Source organism: Streptomyces sp. GC420, from assembly GCF_009916105.1.
Taxonomy (GTDB): Bacteria; Actinomycetota; Actinomycetes; order Streptomycetales; family Streptomycetaceae; genus Streptomyces.
Window position 1 is genome coordinate 1 of the sequence record NZ_JAAAXQ010000011.1, and the last position, 16,950, is coordinate 16,950.

General features: G+C 72.4%; 11 protein-coding genes and 2 pseudogenes. 4 read left to right on the forward strand and 9 right to left on the reverse strand.

Translation table 11 applies throughout. The features are described 5' to 3' along the window. Window positions 1–16: 16 nt before the first annotated feature. Complete coding sequence (locus tag GUY61_RS02660; RefSeq protein WP_166628396.1) at window positions 17–1,798, reverse strand: ABC transporter ATP-binding protein; 1,782 nt, start codon at window positions 1,796–1,798, stop codon at window positions 17–19. Beyond that, window positions 1,795–3,738 (reverse strand): annotated as a pseudogene (locus GUY61_RS02665) (ABC transporter transmembrane domain-containing protein). The gene GUY61_RS02660 and the pseudogene GUY61_RS02665 overlap by 4 nt, the downstream one beginning before the upstream one ends. 186 nt (window positions 3,739–3,924) lie before the next feature. Between GUY61_RS02665 and GUY61_RS02670 the strand changes: the two are divergent. Then, entirely contained in the window at window positions 3,925–4,638 is a 714-nt protein-coding gene (locus GUY61_RS02670; protein ID WP_208105476.1) for a L,D-transpeptidase family protein, read from the forward strand. A gap of 99 nt (window positions 4,639–4,737) precedes the next feature. Here the strand turns inward: GUY61_RS02670 and GUY61_RS02675 are convergent, their stop codons facing one another. Further along, window positions 4,738–5,190, reverse strand: a complete 453-nt coding sequence (locus GUY61_RS02675; RefSeq protein ID WP_166628397.1) for a MarR family winged helix-turn-helix transcriptional regulator — start codon at window positions 5,188–5,190, stop codon at window positions 4,738–4,740. A gap of 107 nt (window positions 5,191–5,297) precedes the next feature. Between GUY61_RS02675 and GUY61_RS02680 the strand changes: the two genes are divergently transcribed. Both GUY61_RS02680 and GUY61_RS02685 read left to right on the forward strand, forming a co-directional pair. Continuing rightward, a complete protein-coding gene (locus GUY61_RS02680) occupies window positions 5,298–7,112 on the forward strand; it encodes an ABC transporter ATP-binding protein (protein WP_166628398.1) in 1,815 nt (604 codons plus the stop codon). 168 nt (window positions 7,113–7,280) lie between these two features. Then, the gene (locus GUY61_RS02685; RefSeq protein ID WP_166628399.1) at window positions 7,281–8,045 is read left to right on the forward strand and encodes an enoyl-CoA hydratase-related protein; all 765 of its coding nucleotides are present in this window, start codon (window positions 7,281–7,283) and stop codon (window positions 8,043–8,045) included. A 441-nt stretch (window positions 8,046–8,486) separates the two neighbouring features. Here GUY61_RS02685 and GUY61_RS02690 read toward each other — a convergent pair whose 3' ends face one another. The 6 genes and pseudogenes from GUY61_RS02690 to rhaI form a co-directional block, all read right to left on the reverse strand. Further along, window positions 8,487–9,185: a lactate utilization protein C gene (locus tag GUY61_RS02690; protein ID WP_166628400.1), complete on the reverse strand. Its 699-nt coding sequence runs from the start codon at window positions 9,183–9,185 to the stop codon at window positions 8,487–8,489. Next, the gene (locus tag GUY61_RS02695; protein ID WP_166628401.1) at window positions 9,182–10,654 is read right to left on the reverse strand and encodes a LutB/LldF family L-lactate oxidation iron-sulfur protein; all 1,473 of its coding nucleotides are present in this window, start codon (window positions 10,652–10,654) and stop codon (window positions 9,182–9,184) included. Before GUY61_RS02695 ends, GUY61_RS02690 begins: the two co-directional genes overlap by 4 nt. Further along, the gene (locus GUY61_RS02700; RefSeq protein WP_166628402.1) at window positions 10,651–11,406 is read right to left on the reverse strand and encodes a (Fe-S)-binding protein; all 756 of its coding nucleotides are present in this window, start codon (window positions 11,404–11,406) and stop codon (window positions 10,651–10,653) included. The genes GUY61_RS02695 and GUY61_RS02700 overlap by 4 nt, the downstream gene beginning before the upstream one ends. Further along, complete coding sequence (locus GUY61_RS39005; RefSeq protein WP_398954005.1) at window positions 11,397–12,827, reverse strand: rhamnulokinase family protein; 1,431 nt, start codon at window positions 12,825–12,827, stop codon at window positions 11,397–11,399. The genes GUY61_RS02700 and GUY61_RS39005 overlap by 10 nt, the downstream gene beginning before the upstream one ends. 6 nt (window positions 12,828–12,833) lie before the next feature. After that, window positions 12,834–14,095: pseudogene (gene rhaD / locus GUY61_RS39010) on the reverse strand (bifunctional rhamnulose-1-phosphate aldolase/short-chain dehydrogenase); the annotation flags it as partial. A gap of 104 nt (window positions 14,096–14,199) precedes the next feature. Further along, window positions 14,200–15,381, reverse strand: a complete 1,182-nt coding sequence (gene rhaI / locus GUY61_RS02710) for an L-rhamnose isomerase (RefSeq protein WP_166628403.1) — start codon at window positions 15,379–15,381, stop codon at window positions 14,200–14,202. 103 nt (window positions 15,382–15,484) lie between these two features. On the opposite strand from rhaI, the gene GUY61_RS02715 reads away from it, so the two are divergent. Beyond that, window positions 15,485–16,912 carry a BNR repeat-containing protein gene (locus GUY61_RS02715; RefSeq protein ID WP_166628404.1) on the forward strand — a complete coding sequence of 476 codons (1,428 nt, stop codon included), beginning with the start codon at window positions 15,485–15,487 and terminating at the stop codon, window positions 16,910–16,912. Window positions 16,913–16,950 lie beyond the last annotated feature (38 nt).

The window sequence follows — 16,950 nt, forward strand, 5'->3', positions numbered from 1 at the left end:
GGGCCGGCGGGTCCCGTCATCCGTGCCAGGAGCGCCACAGCGAGGCGTAGGCCCCCTCGGCCGCGACGAGTTCGTCATGGCTGCCCAGCTCGCTGATCCGGCCGTCCTCGACGACCGCGATCACGTCCGCGTCGTGCGCGGTGTGCAGGCGGTGCGCGATCGCCACGACCGTACGGCCGTCCAGCACGCGGGCCAGTGAGCGCTCCAGGTGCCGCGCCGCCCGCGGGTCGAGGAGCGAGGTCGCCTCGTCCAGCACCAGCGTGTGAGGGTCGGCCAGCACCAGCCGCGCCAGCGCGATCTGCTGCGCCTGCGCCGGCGTCGGCGCGTGGCCGCCCGAGCCGACCTCGGTGTCCAGACCGTCGTCCAGGGCCCGCGCCCAGTCGTCCGCGTCCACCGCCCCGAGCGCCGCCCACAGTTCGGCGTCCCCGGCGTCCGACCGTGCGAGCCGCAGGTTGTCCCGCAGCGAGCCGACGAACACATGGTGCTCCTGGTTGACCAGTGCCACATGCTCGCGCGTCCGCTCGGCGGGCATCCGCGACAGCTCGGCGCCGCCGAGACTGACCGTGCCCCGGCGCGGGGCGTAGACACCGGCGAGCAGCCGTCCCAGTGTCGACTTTCCCGCACCGGAGGGCCCGACCAGCGCCACCCGCGTCCCCGGTTCCACCCGCAGCGTGACCCGGTGCAGCACGTCCACGCCCTCCCGGTACCCGAAGCGCACCTCGTCCGCCCGCACCACCCGTCCGTCGGGCTCGGCCGCCGGGTCCGCCGGGTCCGGCTCGATCTCCCGTACGCCGACCAGCCTGGCCAGGGAGACCTGGGCCACCTGCAGCTCGTCGTACCAGCGCAGGATCAGGCCCACCGGCTCCACGAGCATCTGGGCGAGCAGGGCGCCGGTGGTCAGCTGACCGATCGAGACCCATCCCCGCAGTACGAAGACGCCGCCGAGCACCAGCACCGACCCCAGGACCGTCACATGGGTGACGCTGACCACCGGGAACAGGACCGAGCGCAGGAACAGCGTGTAGTTCTCCCAGGCCGTCCACTCCTTGATCCGCCGGTCGGACAGTGCCACCCGCCCCCGGCCCAGCCGGTGCGCCTCCACGGTCCGGCCCGCGTCCACGGACTCGGCCAGCGCCGCTGCCACCGCGGCGTACCCCGCGGCCTCGGAGCGGTACGCGGCCGGCGCCCGCCTGAAGTACCAGCGGCAGCCGATGACCAGCACGGGCAGCGCCACCAGTACGGCCAGGGCCAGCGGCGGGGCGGTCACGGCGAGCGCCCCGAGCAGAAGCCCGGCCCACACCACGCCGATCGACAGCTGCGGCACCGCCTCGCGCATCGCGTTCGCCAGCCGGTCGATGTCCGTGGTGATCCGCGACAGCAGGTCGCCCGTACCGGCCCGCTCCAGCACGCCCGGCGGCAGCGCGACGGACCGCACCAGGAAGTCCTCGCGCAGATCGGCCAGCATCTCCTCGCCCAGCACCGCTCCCCGCAGCCGCACCATGCGCACGAAGACGGTGTGCACCACCAGCGCCCCCGCGAACAGTAAGACGGTCCGCCGCAGACGGAGCTCGCGCGACCCGGCCGCCAGATCCTCGACGAGTCCGCCCAGCAGGTAGGGGCCGGCCATCGAGGCGAGGACCGCGACCGTGTTCACCGCGATCAGCAGGACGAACGCCCCGCGGTGGCGGCGCAGCAGTTCCCGCACATAGCCGCGCACCGTGGCCGGCTTCCCGACGGGCAGTGTGGCCGCGGATTCCGGGGCCGCGGGATCGTGGTCCGGCGGCGCGACGCCGATCATGCCGTCTCCCTCTCGTCGACATCCCCGAGGCCCTTGATCCCGTCCGTGCCGTCCGTGCCGTCCGTGCCGTCGGCGCCGACGCCGGCGCGGGCACCGGCGCGGGCACCGGCGCGGGCACCGACGCGGGCACCGGCACCGGCCGGCTCCGCGTCGGTCTGCCTGGTGACCACCGACCGGTACAGCGGCTCGGTGTGCAGCAGCTCCCGGTGCGGTCCCACCGCCGTCACCTCGCCCTCGTGCACGAACACCACCCGGTCGGCCCGGTCGAGCAGCAGCGGGCTGGAGGTGAACACCACGGTCGTGCGGCCGGACCGCAGCCGCCCGATGCCTTCCGCGATCCGCGCCTCGGTGTGCGAGTCCACGGCGGACGTCGGCTCGTCGAGCACCAGCGCCTCCGGATCGGTCACCAGCGAGCGCGCCAGCGCCAGCCGCTGCCGCTGACCACCCGACAGGGAGCGCCCCCGCTCGGTGATCCGGGCGTCCATCGGGCCGTCCACGGTCTCCGGCGCCGACTGCGCGAGGGCGTCCAGCACGTCGGCGCAGTGGGCGGCCCGCAGCGCGTCAGCGGCACTCACTGCACCCGAGCGCGGCACGTCGAGCAGTTCCCGCAGCGTGCCGGAGAGCAGCACCGGGTCCTTGTCCTGCACGAGCACGGCGGCCCGCGCGACCTCCAGCGGCGCCGCGTCCAGGGCCGTCACGCCCAGCAGCACCGACGGCTGTCCGGCGGAGTCCGGGGCGTGCCCGCCGAGCCGCTCCGCCAGTCTGCCCGCCGCGTCCGGGTCACCGCACACCACAGCGGTGAGCCGGCCCGCGGGCGCGAGCAGCCCGCTCACCGGGTCGTACAGATCACCGTCCGGCGCCCCCGCGGGACCGCTGACGGGTGCGCCCGTGGGGCCGCCGGCCGGTGCCTGGGTCCCGGCGGCGCCCTCCCGCCCCGGTTCGTCCGTTCGCCGGAGCGCCAGCACCCGGGCCGCGCGCCTGGCGGAGGGCCGCGAGAACGAGTACGCCATGGCGATCTCCTCGAAGCGCTGCAGCGGATACAGCAGCAGCGTCACCGTGCTGTAGACGGTGACCAGTTCACCCACGGTGACCCGGCCGCCGGCGACCAGCCGCACCCCGTACCACACCACCGCGATCAGCAGCAGCCCCGGCAGCAGCACCTGGATCGCCGAGATGAGCGACCACATGCGGGCGCTGCGCACCGCCGCCCCGCGCACCTCCTGCGAGGCCTGCCGGTAGCGGCTCAGGAACAGCTCCTCGCCGCCGATGCCGCGCAGCACGCGCAGACCGGCGACGGTGTCCGAGGCCAGTTCGGTGGCCCGGCCGCCCTTCTCGCGCTGTACGTCGGCGCGGCGCGTCGCGCTCGGCAGCAGCGGCAGCACGGCGAGGGCCAGCACCGGTACGCCGACCGCCACCAGCACGCCGAGCTCCGGCTGGTAGACGAGGAGCCCGGCACAGACGAGCACCAGCGTGACGGCTGCCGCCGCGAACCGGGACTGCGCCTCCACGAACCAGCCGATCTTCTCCACGTCACCGGTCGACACCGCGACCACCTCACCCGCCGCGACCCGCCGGGTCAGCGCCGAGCCCAGCTCCGCGGCCTTGCGGGCCAGCAGTTACTGCACCCGCGCCGCCGCGGTGATCCAGTTGGTGACCGCCGTGCGGTGCAGCATCGTGTCGCCGAGCGCGATCGCCGCGCACAGCACGGCCAGGAGTCCGCCGACCAACGCCAGGCGCCCGCCCGACCGGTCCACCACCGCCTGCACGGCCAGTCCGACCGACAGGGGCAGCGCCGCCACACCGCACTGGTGCAGCAGGCCCCAGGCCAGTGACTTCAGCTGGCCGCCGAGCTGGCCGCGCCACAGCCACAGCAGGAAACGCGGTCCCGAGCGCGCGTCGGGCACACCCGGGTCCGGATACGGAAGGTCGGTGATCTGCATGACGTCCCAAGAAAGGCTCGGCGTGAAGCCGCGCAGCGCGAGAACGTGCACGCGCACCGTCGCGGTCAAACCGTTGCAGGTTCGCGCGCCGCAGGGGCCCGGATCAAACGGTTTTCACGTCCGGGGCGCCGGAACACGCCATGGTCACCGCCGGGAACCCGGACCGGCGGTGCGAGCATGGACCCCATGCGGATAACAAGGTCCATGCGGGTGGCAGCGGTGACGGCGCTCGGGCTCGCCCTCCTGACGGCCTGCGGCGGCGCGGAGGAGACGGCGCACGCCGGCAGGCCCACGCCCTCCCCGTCCTCCAGTGCGCCTCTCACCGGCATCCCCGGGGTGGGGGAGAAGTACGCGTCGCGGATTCCGGAGGGCAGCCGGCAGGTCGTCGCGGTCTACGGCCGGGGGGTCAACTCGGCCGACGCCACCGTGGTGTTGTACACGAAGGACGGCAAGTACTGGGAGCGGCAGCGCAGCTGGCCCGCCCACAACGGCAAGAAGGGCTGGACCACCGACCACCGCGAGAACGACAAGCGCAGCCCCGTCGGCGTCTTCACGCTCAGCGACGCGGGCGGTGTCCTCGCCGACCCGGGCAGCAGGCTCCCGTACCACCGGTCCGCGTCCTTCGCCGCCCCCCGCTGGTGGGCCGAGAGGTACTGGCACGACTTCGACTACGTCATCGCCATCGACTACAACCGCGTCAGGGGCACCTCGCCGAACGACCCGACACGCCCCGAGGGCCAGTCGAAGGGCGGCAGTATCTGGCTGCACATGGACCACGGCAGCGGTACGTCCGCGTGCGTCAGCCTGTCGAAGCCGGGCATGGAGCATCTGCTGCGGACCCTGGACCCGGCGGAGAAGCCGGTGGTGGTGATGGGCGACAAGGCGCATCTGGCCGGCTGAACGCGGCCGGATGGCCCGAGCGGCCGGGGTTTCCCGGCCCGTGCCGCGGGCGCCTGCCGTACCCGCCGTTCCGGTGAGCCCCGCGGAGCACTCGCGGTGTCAGTGTCCCTCCGGGCCCTCGACCAGCGCGGTCAGCAGCTCGCCCAGCTCCGCCCGCTGCTCCCTGCCCAGCGGCGCCAGGATGTCCTCGGCCGCGGAGCGGCGTGCCTCCCGGAGCCTGCGCAGCGTCGCCCGCCCGGTGTCCGTGAGCTCGATGCGCACCACCCGCCGGCTCTCCGGGTCGGGCACCCGGCGCACGCACTCGCTCTTCTCCAGCGCGTCGACCAGGGTGGTCACCGCACGCGGCACCACCTCCAGGCGCTGCGCCAGGTCCGCCATGCGCGGCGGGTTGTCGTAGTGGGCGACGGTCCGCAGCAGCCGGGACTGGGCGGGGGTGATGCCGAGCGGCTCCAGATGCAGCTTCTGGATGCGGTGCAGCCTGCGGGTGAGCCGCAGCAGCTGCTCGGCCAGCAGGCCGTCGGCGTCGGAGGACCCGGGGGAAGGACTCGGCATGCCGGAACGATATCAGGACCACGCTCATTGTGAGCATAGGTAACAATGAGCTATGCTCCGTGAAGATCTTTCATTTCCCATGACCCGAGGAGCCCGTGAAGGAGCACATGCATCCCCGAGAACCCGACTGGACCCCGCCTCCCCGAGAACCCGACCAGCCCGACCAGCCCGCTCAGGTACGCCGCATCCTGCGGTTGTTCCGGCCCTACCGGGGCCGGCTCGCCCTGGTAGGGCTGCTGGTCGGGGCCTCCTCGCTGGTTTCGGTCGCCTCCCCCTTCATGCTGCGCGAGATCCTGGACACCGCGATCCCCGAGGGCCGCACCGGCCTGCTGAGCCTGCTCGCGGCCGGCATGATCGCCACCGCCGTGCTCACCAGCGTCTTCGGCGTCCTGCAGACCCTGATCTCCACGACCGTGGGGCAGCGTGTCATGCACGACCTGCGCACCGGCGTGTACGGCCGGCTCCAGCGGATGCCGCTCGCCTTCTTCACCCGGACCCGCACCGGAGAGGTGCAGTCCAGGATCGCCAACGACATCGGCGGCATGCAGGCGACGGTCACCTCGACGGCGACCTCCCTGGTCTCCAATCTGACCGCCGTCGTGGCCACCGTCGTCGCGATGCTCGCCCTCGACTGGCGGCTCACCGTCGTCTCCCTGCTCCTGCTTCCGGTCTTCGTGTGGATCAGCCGCCGCGTCGGCCGCGAGCGGAAGCGGATCACCACTCAGAGGCAGAAGCAGATGGCCGTCATGGCCGCCACGGTCACCGAATCGCTGTCCGTGAGCGGCATCCTCCTCGGCCGCACGATGGGCAGGTCCGACTCCCTGACCCGAGACTTCGCCGAGGAGTCCGAGCGGCTCATCGGCCTCGAAGTGCGTTCCAACATGGCCGGACGCTGGCGGATGGCCACCATCGGGATCGTCATGGCCGCCATGCCGGCCGTCATCTACTGGGCGGCCGGCCTCGCCCTCCGGACGGGCGGCCCCGCCATCTCCATCGGCACCCTGGTCGCCTTCGTCTCCCTCCAGCAGAACCTCTTCCGGCCCGCGGTCAGCCTGCTGTCCACGGGCGTGCAGATGCAGACCTCGCTGGCCCTGTTCCATCGCATCTTCGAATACCTCGACCTGCCCGTCGACATCACGGAGCCCGACGACCCCGTCCGGCTGGACGGCATCAAGGGCGAACTCCGGTTCGAGAAAGTGGACTTCGCGTACGACACCAAGGGCGAGCCCACCCTCACCGGCATCGACGTCACGGTCCCGGCGGGAGGCAGTCTCGCGGTGGTCGGCCCCACCGGCTCGGGCAAGAGCACGCTCAGCTACCTTGTGCCCCGGCTCTACGACGTCACCGGGGGAAGGGTCACGCTCGACGGGGTCGACGTGCGCGACCTCGGCTTCGACACGCTCGCCAGGGCCGTCGGCGTGGTCTCCCAGGAGACGTACCTCTTCCACGCCTCGGTCGCCGACAACCTCCGCTTCGCCAAGCCCGACGCCACCGACGAGGAGATCCACGAAGCCGCCAGGGCCGCCCAGATCCACGACCACATCGCGAGCCTGCCCGACGGCTACGACACGCTTGTCGGCGAACGGGGCTACCGCTTCTCCGGCGGTGAGAAACAGCGCCTCGCCATCGCCAGGACCATCCTGCGCGATCCGCCCGTCCTGATCCTCGACGAGGCAACCAGCGCCCTGGACACCCGCACCGAACAAGCCGTCCAGGAGGCCATCGACGCGCTCTCCGCGGGCCGCACCACCATCACCATCGCCCACCGGCTCTCCACGATCCGGGACGCCGACCAGATCGTGGTGCTCGACAAGGGCCGCATCGCCGAGCGCGGGGACCACCGCGAACTGCTCGCCCGCGACGGCCGCTACGCCGCCCTGGTGCGCAGGGACGCCCGCCTGGAGACCAGCATCACCACCTGAGCGCCGGCCCCCGGCGCGCGACCGCCGGAACCGGCTGGGTTCCGGCTTGGTCCGGCCGGTTCCGCAGTGGATTCGGGCAGGTCCGGGCAGCTTCCGTGCTGCCCAGCGAGCAAGAACCCCTCGTGATCCGTAAGAAGGTGAAAGACGGTGAAAGGAGGGCGCCCGCGGATGAACATCAAGACGGAACGCGACGGCAGAGTGGTCACGGTGCGGCTGCACAGGCCCGAGGTACTGAACGCGCTCAGCAGCGAGCTGATGGACGAACTCGTCGACACCCTGCGGCCGCTGGACGACGACCCCGGCGTCGGCTGCATCGTCGTCACCGGCTCCGACCGGGTCTTCGCGTCAGGCGCCGACATCAGGGAACTGGCGCCCAAGACGGCCGCGCAGATGACCGCCGAGGACTTCTTCGGAGGCTGGGAGGGCTTCACCGCGCTGCGCACGCCCAAGATCGCGGCGGTCAGCGGCTATGCGCTCGGCGGAGGCTGCGAACTCGCCATGATGTGCGACCTGGTGATCGCGGCCGAGTCCGCCCGCTTCGGGCAGCCGGAGATCAGGCTCGGGGTGATACCGGGGATGGGTGGCACCCAGCGGCTGACCGGCCTGGTCGGCAAGGCGAAGGCGATGGACCTGATCCTGACCGGCCGCACCATGGACGCCTTCGAGGCCGAACGCTGCGGACTGGTCTCCCGGGTGGTGCCGGACGAGAGGCTGATGGACGAGGCGGCGGCCACGGCCGCCATCGTCGCGGCGTACAGCAGGGCGGCGGTGCGAGCCGCCCGCGAGACCGTGGAGCGGGCGCTGGAGTCAGGGCTGCGCGAGGGCACCCTCTTCGAACGCCGCGTCTTCCACTCACTGTTCGCCACCGCCGACCAGAGCGAGGGAATGAACGCCTTCCTGGAGAAGCGGCCGCCGCGTTTCATCGGGCGCTGAGCGCTCCGCCGGAAATCCGGCGCGGTGGGGCCGGGTACCTCTCGGCTCCACCGCGAAACGCCCGCGAAGGCCCTCTAGAAAGCGCTTACCAAGCCGGCGTGCTGTCCCTTCGGCCGACCAACCTCCCGAGCCGAAGGACCACTTGATGAGACGCGTCAGTGCCGCGCTGCTGGCTGCCATCGCCTGGCTCGCCTCCCTGTCCTCCGCACCCGCCTGGGCGGGTCCCGCCCGGCCCCCCCGTGGCCGGCCACGGCTACGGACTGGAGCACTGCTCCGGCCCGGCGCCGGTGGTGTGCCACTTCGATGTCGCCCCCGGCACGTACGACGTCACCCTGGTCCTCGGCGGCGAGAGTGCCGGCAGCGCGGCCGTCACCGCCGAGACCCGCAGGGCCGTGCTCCCGGAGACCGTCACCGCAGCCGGCCGGACCGTGCGGCGCGGCTTCACCGTGGACGTCCGCGAGCCCGAGGGCGAGCCGACCGGTCCGAGCGGCCCGGCCCGTCGTCGACCAGGATCACCTCGAGGGTGCGCGGTCCGTGCACGCCCTCCACCCGGTTCAGCTCGATGTCACTGGTCGCCGAAGGGCCCGAGATCCACGTCAGCGGACGTGCCGGATCGAGCCGTTCCAGCGCCTGCGGCACCGAGTCGACGACCTGGCCGGGGACCCGTACGACGCAGATGTGATGGTCGGGGACCAGCGTGATCCGCCGTCTGCCCTGGTCGGGTCCGCCGTCCAGCACGATCGTGCCGGTCTCCGCGATCGCCACCGCGCAGCCGGTGACGACGCTGTGCACCGCGTCCAATCCGTCCGGCGTGGCGTCCTCCCGGTCCTCGACCCGCTCCGGCCCGCCGTCCGGCAGCCACTGACCGGGCAGCCCGGCGGGTACGAGGACCGACCGGGAGCCGTGCCCGGCGAGCAGCCGGCCGACCAGCGCGGGCAGCTCTCCGGCCGGCGTCCGGTGCACCAGTGCCCGGTAGTCCGCGAGGTTCTCCGCGAGCAGGTCGATCGTCTCCTCCGCGCTCCGGTCCCCATGGACCCGCAGATAGCCGCGCTCCACCGGGAAGTCCCCGGGCCGTTCCTCGCGCGGGACGTCGGCCAGTGCCCGCCGTACCCGCGCCAGCACCCGCTCCCTGCTGCTCATTCGCCACCGCCCTCACGTGTGCGCCGCCACCAGTCCCGGAACGACTCCGCGGGCACTTCGGGGAGCGCCCGGGTGTCGCTCCACGCCCTGCCCGGCCCCGGCAGCCGCTTCGGGTGGATCCGCCGGGTGCGGGAGGCCAGCCGCTGCCCGGCGCGCAGAGCCCCCGGACGGTCCAGCGTCCAGCGTGCCGCGCGCATCGCCAGCCGCTCGGCGGCGTGCCCCTTCGCGGGCCGGATGGTGACCCTGACGCCGCCCCGGGTCACCTCGCCGCCCTCCACCACCCGTTCCCGCAGGTGCACCAGCACTTCCGGGATGTCGATGGCGACGGGACACACCTCGTAGCAGGCTCCGCACAGCGTGGACGCGTACGGCAGTGAGGCGTCCACCTCGCTGCCCGTGCCGCGCAGCTGCGGGCTGAGGATCGCGCCGATCGGCCCCGGGTACACCGAGCCGTACGCGTGCCCGCCCGCCCGCTCGTAGACCGGGCACACGTTCAGGCAGGCCGAGCAGCGGATGCAGCGCAGCGCCTGCCGCCCCACCTGGTCGGCCAGCGTGTCCGTGCGTCCGTTGTCCAGCAGCACCAGGTGGAAGGCGCGCGGCCCGTCGCCGTCCGTGGTGCCGGTCCACATGCTGGTGTACGGGTTCATCCGTTCGGCGGTCGAGGAGCGGGGGAGGAGCTGGAGGAAGACCTCCAGGTCCCGCCAGGTCGGCACCACCTTCTCGATGCCGACGACCGAGATCAGCGTCTCCGGCAGAGTCAGGCACATCCGCCCGTTGCCCTCGGACTCGACCACGACCAGGGTGCCGGTCTCGGCGACCATGAAGTTGGCGCCGGAGATCCCCACCCTGGCGCGCAGGAACTTCTCCCGCAGATGGAGCCTGGCCGCCTCCGCGAGCTCGGCCGGGGTGTCGGTCAGCCCCTCCGGTGCGGGCCGTCCCCACCTGCCCATCCGCTCCGTGAAGATGTCGCGGATCTCGCCCCGGTTGCGGTGGATGGCCGGCACCAGGATGTGCGAGGGCAGGTCGTCGCCGAGCTGCACGATCAGCTCCGCCAGGTCGGTCTCGTAGGCGCGGATGCCCTCGGCCTCCAGCGCCTCGTTCAGCCCGATCTCCTGTGTCGCCATCGACTTGACCTTGACGACCTCGCGCTCGCCGGTGGCCTTCACCACGCCGGCGACGATCCGGTTTGCCTCGTCGGCGTCCGCCGCCCAGTGCACGGTGCCGCCGGCAGCGGTGACGGCCTCCTCCAACTGCACGAGGTACCGGTCGAGATGGCGCAGTGTCCGGTCCTTGACGGCCTTGCCCGCCGCGCGCAGCCGTGACCAGTCGTCCAGCTCCGCGACCGCCTTGGCCCGCCTGGCACGGATGGTGTGGGTGGCGTGCCGCAGATTGCCGCGCAGGGTCTCGTCGCGCACGGCCTCCCGCGCCGCGGCGGGGAAGGCGGGCATGCCCAGATAGGTTCCGCTCATGCGTACGGCTCCTCCTCGGTTGCGGCGAGGATCTCCGCGAGGTGCACCGGCCGGACCGTGGATCCCTGCCGGGTGAGTGTCCCGCCGATGTGCATCAGGCAGGAGTTGTCGACAGCGCACACCGCTTCGGCGCCCGTGCCGCGGATGCTGCGCACCTTGTCGGCGCCCATCGCCGCGGACACGGCCGCGTTCTTCACGGCGAAGGTGCCGCCGAAGCCGCAGCACTCCTCCGCGCCGGGCAGCTCGCGCAGTTCGAGCCCCTTGACGTGCTCCAGGAGCCTGCGCGGCCGGTCCCGCAGGCCCAGCAGGCGCAGGCCGTGGCAGGTGGGGTGATACGTCACGGTGTGCGGGAAGTACGCGCCGACGTCGGTCACGCCCAGGACGTCGACCAGGAACTCGGTCAGTTCGTACGTCTTGGGCACCGACCTGGCCGCCGCCTCCGCGAGCGCCGTGCCCCGCCCCTCGGCCGCCGCCTTCGCGCCGATCCGGGGGTAGTTGTCGCGCACCATCGCCGCGCACGAGCCCGACGGGGTGACGACGTACTCGTAGTCGGCGAAGGCCGCGTCGAAGCGCCGCACCAGGGGCTCGGTCTCGTGCCGGTAGCCCGTGTTGAACTGGGGCTGCCCGCAGCAGCTCTGCGCCTGCGGGAAGCCCACCTCCACACCGAGCCGTTCCAGCAGCCTCACGACCGCCTGCCCGGTGCGCGGGTAGAGCGTGTCGTTGACGCAGGTGACGAAGAGAGCTACACGCACGTTCCGTCCTCCTTGCCTCGGCCCGTGCCGATGCGTTCCGCGGCCTCGTCCCAGGCCGCCCGGTCGCCCGCCGGATCGTAGTGCCGCAAGGGCTGGGTGGCCCGCAGCAAGGCCCGCAGGTCGGCCGGGGAGCCGCCGACCACTCCGGCGGCGCGCGCCTGGACCAGCACGTTCCCGAACGCCGCCGCCTCGGCGGGACCGGCCACGACCGGCAGCCCGATGGCGTCCGCCGTCAGCCGGCACAGCAGCGTGTTGTGCACCCCGCCCCCGACGATGTGCACCGTGCGGACCGTCCTGCCGGACAGCGCCCGGGCCTCCTCGACGGCCCGCCGGTGGGCCGGCGCCAGGGAGTCGAGGACGCAGCGGGTGATCTCGACGGGCGTGCGCGGCTCGGGCTGCCCGGTGCGCGCACAGGCCTCGGCGATCCGGCGCGGCATGTCGTCCGGGGCGAGGAAGGCGGGGTCGCCCGCGTCCACGACGGAGCGCAGCGGCTCGGCCCCGGCCGCCCCGGCGAGCAGCGCGGCCAGGTCCTGGGGCGTGCCCCGGGCCTCCCAGGTGCGCAGACACTCCTGAAGCAGCCACAGTCCCATGATGTTGCGCAGATAGCGTACGGTGCCGTCCACACCCAGCTCATTGGTGAAATTCGCCGCCCGGGACGCCTCGGTCAGCACCGGACGGGCGAGTTCCAGGCCCGCCAGCGACCAGGTGCCGGTCGCGATGTACGCGAAGTCCTCGTCCACGGCCGGCACACCGACGACCGCCGACGCGGTGTCGTGCGAACCGACGGCGGTGACCGGCACGGGACCGGTGAGCCCCGTTTCGGCCAGCACCTCGGGCAGTAGCAGCCCCGCCGGGTCGCCGGGGCTGCGCAGCGGCGGGAAGAGACCGAGGTCGATGCCCAGCCGGCCGGCGACGACCGGTGACCAGTCGCGGGTGCGCGGGTCGACGAGCTGAGTGGTGGAGGCGTTGGTGATTTCCGTCCCGGCCACGCCCGTCAGCCAGTACGAGATCAGGTCGGGGATCATCAGCAGTCGGCGCGCCGCCGCGAACTGCGGTGTGCCACGCGCGGCGACGAGCTGGTAGACGGTGTTGAACGGCAGGCGCTGGAGCCCGGTGGCCGCGTACAACTCCTTCGGCGGCAGCAGGGCGTCGACCTCGGCCGGCGCGCCCTCGGTCCGCGTGTCCCGGTAGTGCACGGGATTGCCGAGCAGTGCCCCTCCCGCGTCGAGCAGCCCGTAGTCGACGGCCCAGCCGTCGATCCCGACCCCGTCGACGGGGCCGGCGGCCCGCAGCCCGTCCAGCACGCCGCGGTGGAGGGCGAGCACGTCCCAGTGCAGTGTCCCGCCCACCCGCACCGGCCGGTTGGGGAAGCGGTGCACCTCCCGGAGCTCCAGCGTGCCGGGTCCGGCGCGGCCGGCCATGACGCGTCCGCTGGACGCGCCGAGATCGACGGCGGCGAAGGACCTCGGCATCCGCCGCAGCTTGGCCTCCTCCAGTTCCCAGTACTCGATGCGGAACTTCTCCCGCTCCTCGATGGGCGCGTACGAGGACACGGACTCGGCGCCCCGCATCACATTGATCGCGTTGACGTAGAACTCTCCCGCGACCCGGGCGGTCTGCTTGTCCTTGCCGAAGGAGAACATGCCGACGCCGGGGACGAGGACGATCGACGGGTCCGCGCCGCGCATCGCGGGCGAGCCCGGCTCCGCGTGCCGCTCGTAGTACGCGCGGTACTCCTCGCGGTACGCGGCGTGCAGCTCCTTGAGCCGGGCCACCGCCTCCTCGACGGGCGCGGACGGCGGCAGGTCGAGGAGCAGTGGCCTGACCTTGGTCCGCAGGAAGTGGTCGGGGCAGGAGGTGCCCAGCGCTGCCAGCCGCGGGTGCTCGGCGCGCGAGACGAAGTCCAGCACCGCGTCGGAGTCGTCGAAGTGGCCGACCTGCGGGCGGTCCGCCGAGGCCAGGGCCCGGATGTGCGGGGCCAGCGCGGCCGCCCGCTCCCTGCGTTCGGCCCGGGCCGGCGGCTCGTACCCCTCCAGTACCGGGCCGAAGGGCTCGGGCCTGCCGCGCTCGGAGAGGAACGCCTCGGCGGTGCGGATGATGTGCAGCGAGTTGGCCTCGCACTCCTCGGAGGTGGCACCCCACGCGGTGATGCCGTGACCGCCGAGCACGCAGCCGATCGCCTGCGGGTTGGCCTCCTTGACGGCGGCGATGTCCAGCCCGAGCTGGAAGCCGGGGCGCCGCCAGGGCACCCACACCACCGTGTCGCCGAAGCACTCGGCGGTCAGTTTCTCGCCGTCCGCGGCGCATGCCAGCGCGATCCCGGAGTCGGGGTGGAGGTGGTCCACGTGGGCAGGTCCACGAATCCGTGCATCGCGGTGTCGATGGAGGGGGCCGCGCCGCCCTTGCCGTGCAGGCAGTAGTCGAAGGCGGCGACCATTTCGTCCTCGCGTTCGACGCCGGGGTACACCCCGGTCAGCGCCCGCAGCCGGTCGAGGCGCAGCGCCGCGAGACCTTCGGCCCTCAGGGTGCCGAGGTCGCCGCCCGAGCCCTTCACCCACACGAGCTCGACCGTGCCGCCGGTGACCGGGTCGGTGCCGGTGCCCTTGGCGGAGGTGTTGCCGCCGGCGTAGTTGGTGTTGCGCGGATCGGCGCCCAGCCGGTGCGAGCGCTCCAGCAGCGCGTCCACCACCGCCGAGTCCGCCGATGCCGCCGATGCCGCCGAGTCCGCCGACTGCGCCGCGTTCGCCGAGTCCTTCGAATCCGCCGGGTGCCCGGTGTGCTGTGTCATGCCGCTCACGCTCCCCATCCGGCCTGGGTCCCGCCCACGCGCTCTTCGACGATCTTCTGGTGCCAGCCCGAGCGGTGGTACGCCGCCACCGGGTCCGGGTCGATGCCCAGTTCTTCGCGCACCTCGGCGAGCAGCGGCCGGACATCGGTTTTGTACGCGTCCATCAGCACGGCGTTGGCGGCCAGTACGTCGCCCTCCGTCTGCGCGGCGGACAGTGCCTCGCCGTCCACGAGCAGTGCCTTGGCGGTGGCCTCCTGGACGTTCATCACCGAGCGGATGATGGCCGGGACCTTCGCCTCGATGTTGTGGCACTGGCCGAGCATGAAGGCGACGTCCGGGGTGAGGCCCCCGCCGCGCACCACCTCGTACATGATCCGGAACAGCTGGAAGGGATCCGCGGCGCCGACCATCAGGTCGTCGTCGGCGTAGAAGCGGGAGTTGAAGTCGAAGCCGCCGAGCCTTCCCTCGCGCAGCAGCAGCGCGACGATGAACTCGATGTTGGTACCGGGCGCGTGGTGGCCCGTGTCCACGACGACCTGTGCCTTCTCGCCGAGCTTCGGGCAGTGCGCGTAGGCCGTGCCCCAGTCCGGCACGTCCATGGTGTAGAAGGCGGGCTCGAAGAGCTTGTACTCGAGCAGCATCCGCTGGTCCTCCCCGAGCCGCTCGTGGACCGCGGCGAGCGCCTCCGCGAGCCGGTCCTGGCGGGTGCGGATGTCGTCCTGGCCCGGGTAGTTGGTGCCGTCGGAGAACCACAGCTTCAGATCGCGGGAGCCGGTGGCGTCCATGATGTCGACGCACTCCAGCAGGTGCCCCAGGGCCTTGCGGCGCACCGCCGGGTCGGGGTGGCAGACGCTGCCGAGCCTGTAGCCGTCGTCCTGGAAGACATTGGAGTTGACTGCCCCGAGGCGGAGCCCGCGCTCCTCCGCGTACTCGGCGAGGGCCCCGTAGTCGTCGACCCTGTCCCAGGGGATGTGCAGCGCCACGGTCGGTGCGACGCCGGTGTGGCGGTGGACGCGGGCCGCGTCGTCGAGTTTCTCCCGCGGGGTGCGGGGGACCCCCGGGTGGGCGAAGACCTTGAAGCGGGTGCCCGAGTTCCCGTAGGCCCACGAGGGCGTCTCGACGGCCTGGGTCTTCAGGGCCGCCTTCACGGCGGTCCTCACGGCGGGGACGTCGGATCGGCTCGTCATGATCAGCGCTCCTGTGTGCCATGCGGGTTTATGAATCGTTTCATCGCCGTGAAGCTATGGTGGGACGCTCCCCGGGACACCCCCCCACCGACGGAGGATCACGATGCGACGACCCCTGACCGCCGCGGTGCTGGTCACCGCTCTGCTCACCGCCCTGTCCCTGCCCGGCACGGCAGCACGGGCCGCGGATCCCGCCCCGGCGGTCAGCAAGGTCGCCGACACACAACTCGACTCCCAGGCGCTGTACTTCGTCTCCTACAACGGCCTGGTCAACAACAACGCCTTCCAGAAGAACGGCCTGCTCACCCACAAGGGCCACCAGTACGCCGCCTGGTACACCGCGGACCGCACCGCCGTCGTCGCGCGGCGCGCCCTCGGCTCTGCGAACTGGCAGACCGTCAGGCTCCCGCACCAGCTGCGCTACGACGACTCCCACAACGTCATCTCCATGGGCGTCTCCAGGACCGACGGCCGGCTCCACCTCAACATGGACTCGCACAGCGACGGCTTCTTCTACGTCAAATCCGCCGCCGGACTCCTCGACGACCCCACCACGACCGCCTGGACCGCGGCCGGGTTCGGCGCCGTCCAGACCACCCTCGACGGGCTCTCACCCACCTCGCGGTTCACCTACCCGCAGTTCATCGCCACCCCCGAGGGCAGGCTCCAGCTCAGCTACCGCGTCGCCGTCTCCGGCAACGGCCGCAACGCCCTCGCCGAGTACGACGGCACGCGGTGGACCGCGCTCGGCGAATGGACCAGCTCCACCGGCACCTACACCGGCGAGCACGGCTCCAGCACCGCCCGCAACATGTACCTGCACGGTATCGACTACAGCGCCGACGGCACCCTGCACGCCTTCTTCACCTGGCGCGAACAGAGCGCCGCCGTCATGTGCGACGGCGGCGGCATCACCAACCACGACACCGGCTACGTCCGCTCCACCGACCGCGGCCGCACCTGGCGCAACGCCGCCGGCACCCTCGTCGGCACCACCGGCGGCAGCGACCGTGTCGCCGTCACCGACCCCGGACTCGTCGTCGACCCACTGGGCCCCGACCACTCCCTGATGAACCAGGAGAGCCAGGCCACCGACTCCGCCCACCGCCCGCACGCCCTCGTCAGCTACGTCCCGGGCCGCTTCGGACAGTGCACCACCGACTACGTCGCCGACCGGACCGCCCACGGACGCGTCTTCCACATCCGCCAGGACCCGGCGACCGGTGCCTGGAAGAAGACCGAGATCCCGGTGCCGCTGAACTCCAGCCAGCGCACCCACCTGGTCTTCGACAAGTACGACAACGCCTACGCCGTCATGCCGTACGGCCGCATCGCCGGCGCCTCGGAGGCATCCGGCTACACCGACTGGAAGCTCCTCTTCGACGGAAGCGGCCTGAACGCCTTCGGCGAGGTCGTCGTCGACGACACGCGGCTCGCCCAGGACGGGGTGCTGTCCTTCATGTACCAGCAGAGGTCCAGCGGAACGACGCCCTCCCCCATCCGTGTCGCCGACTTCGCCCTGCCGTCCTGACCTCCCCTCCCGAGGAACACCATGACCGCCCAGACCAC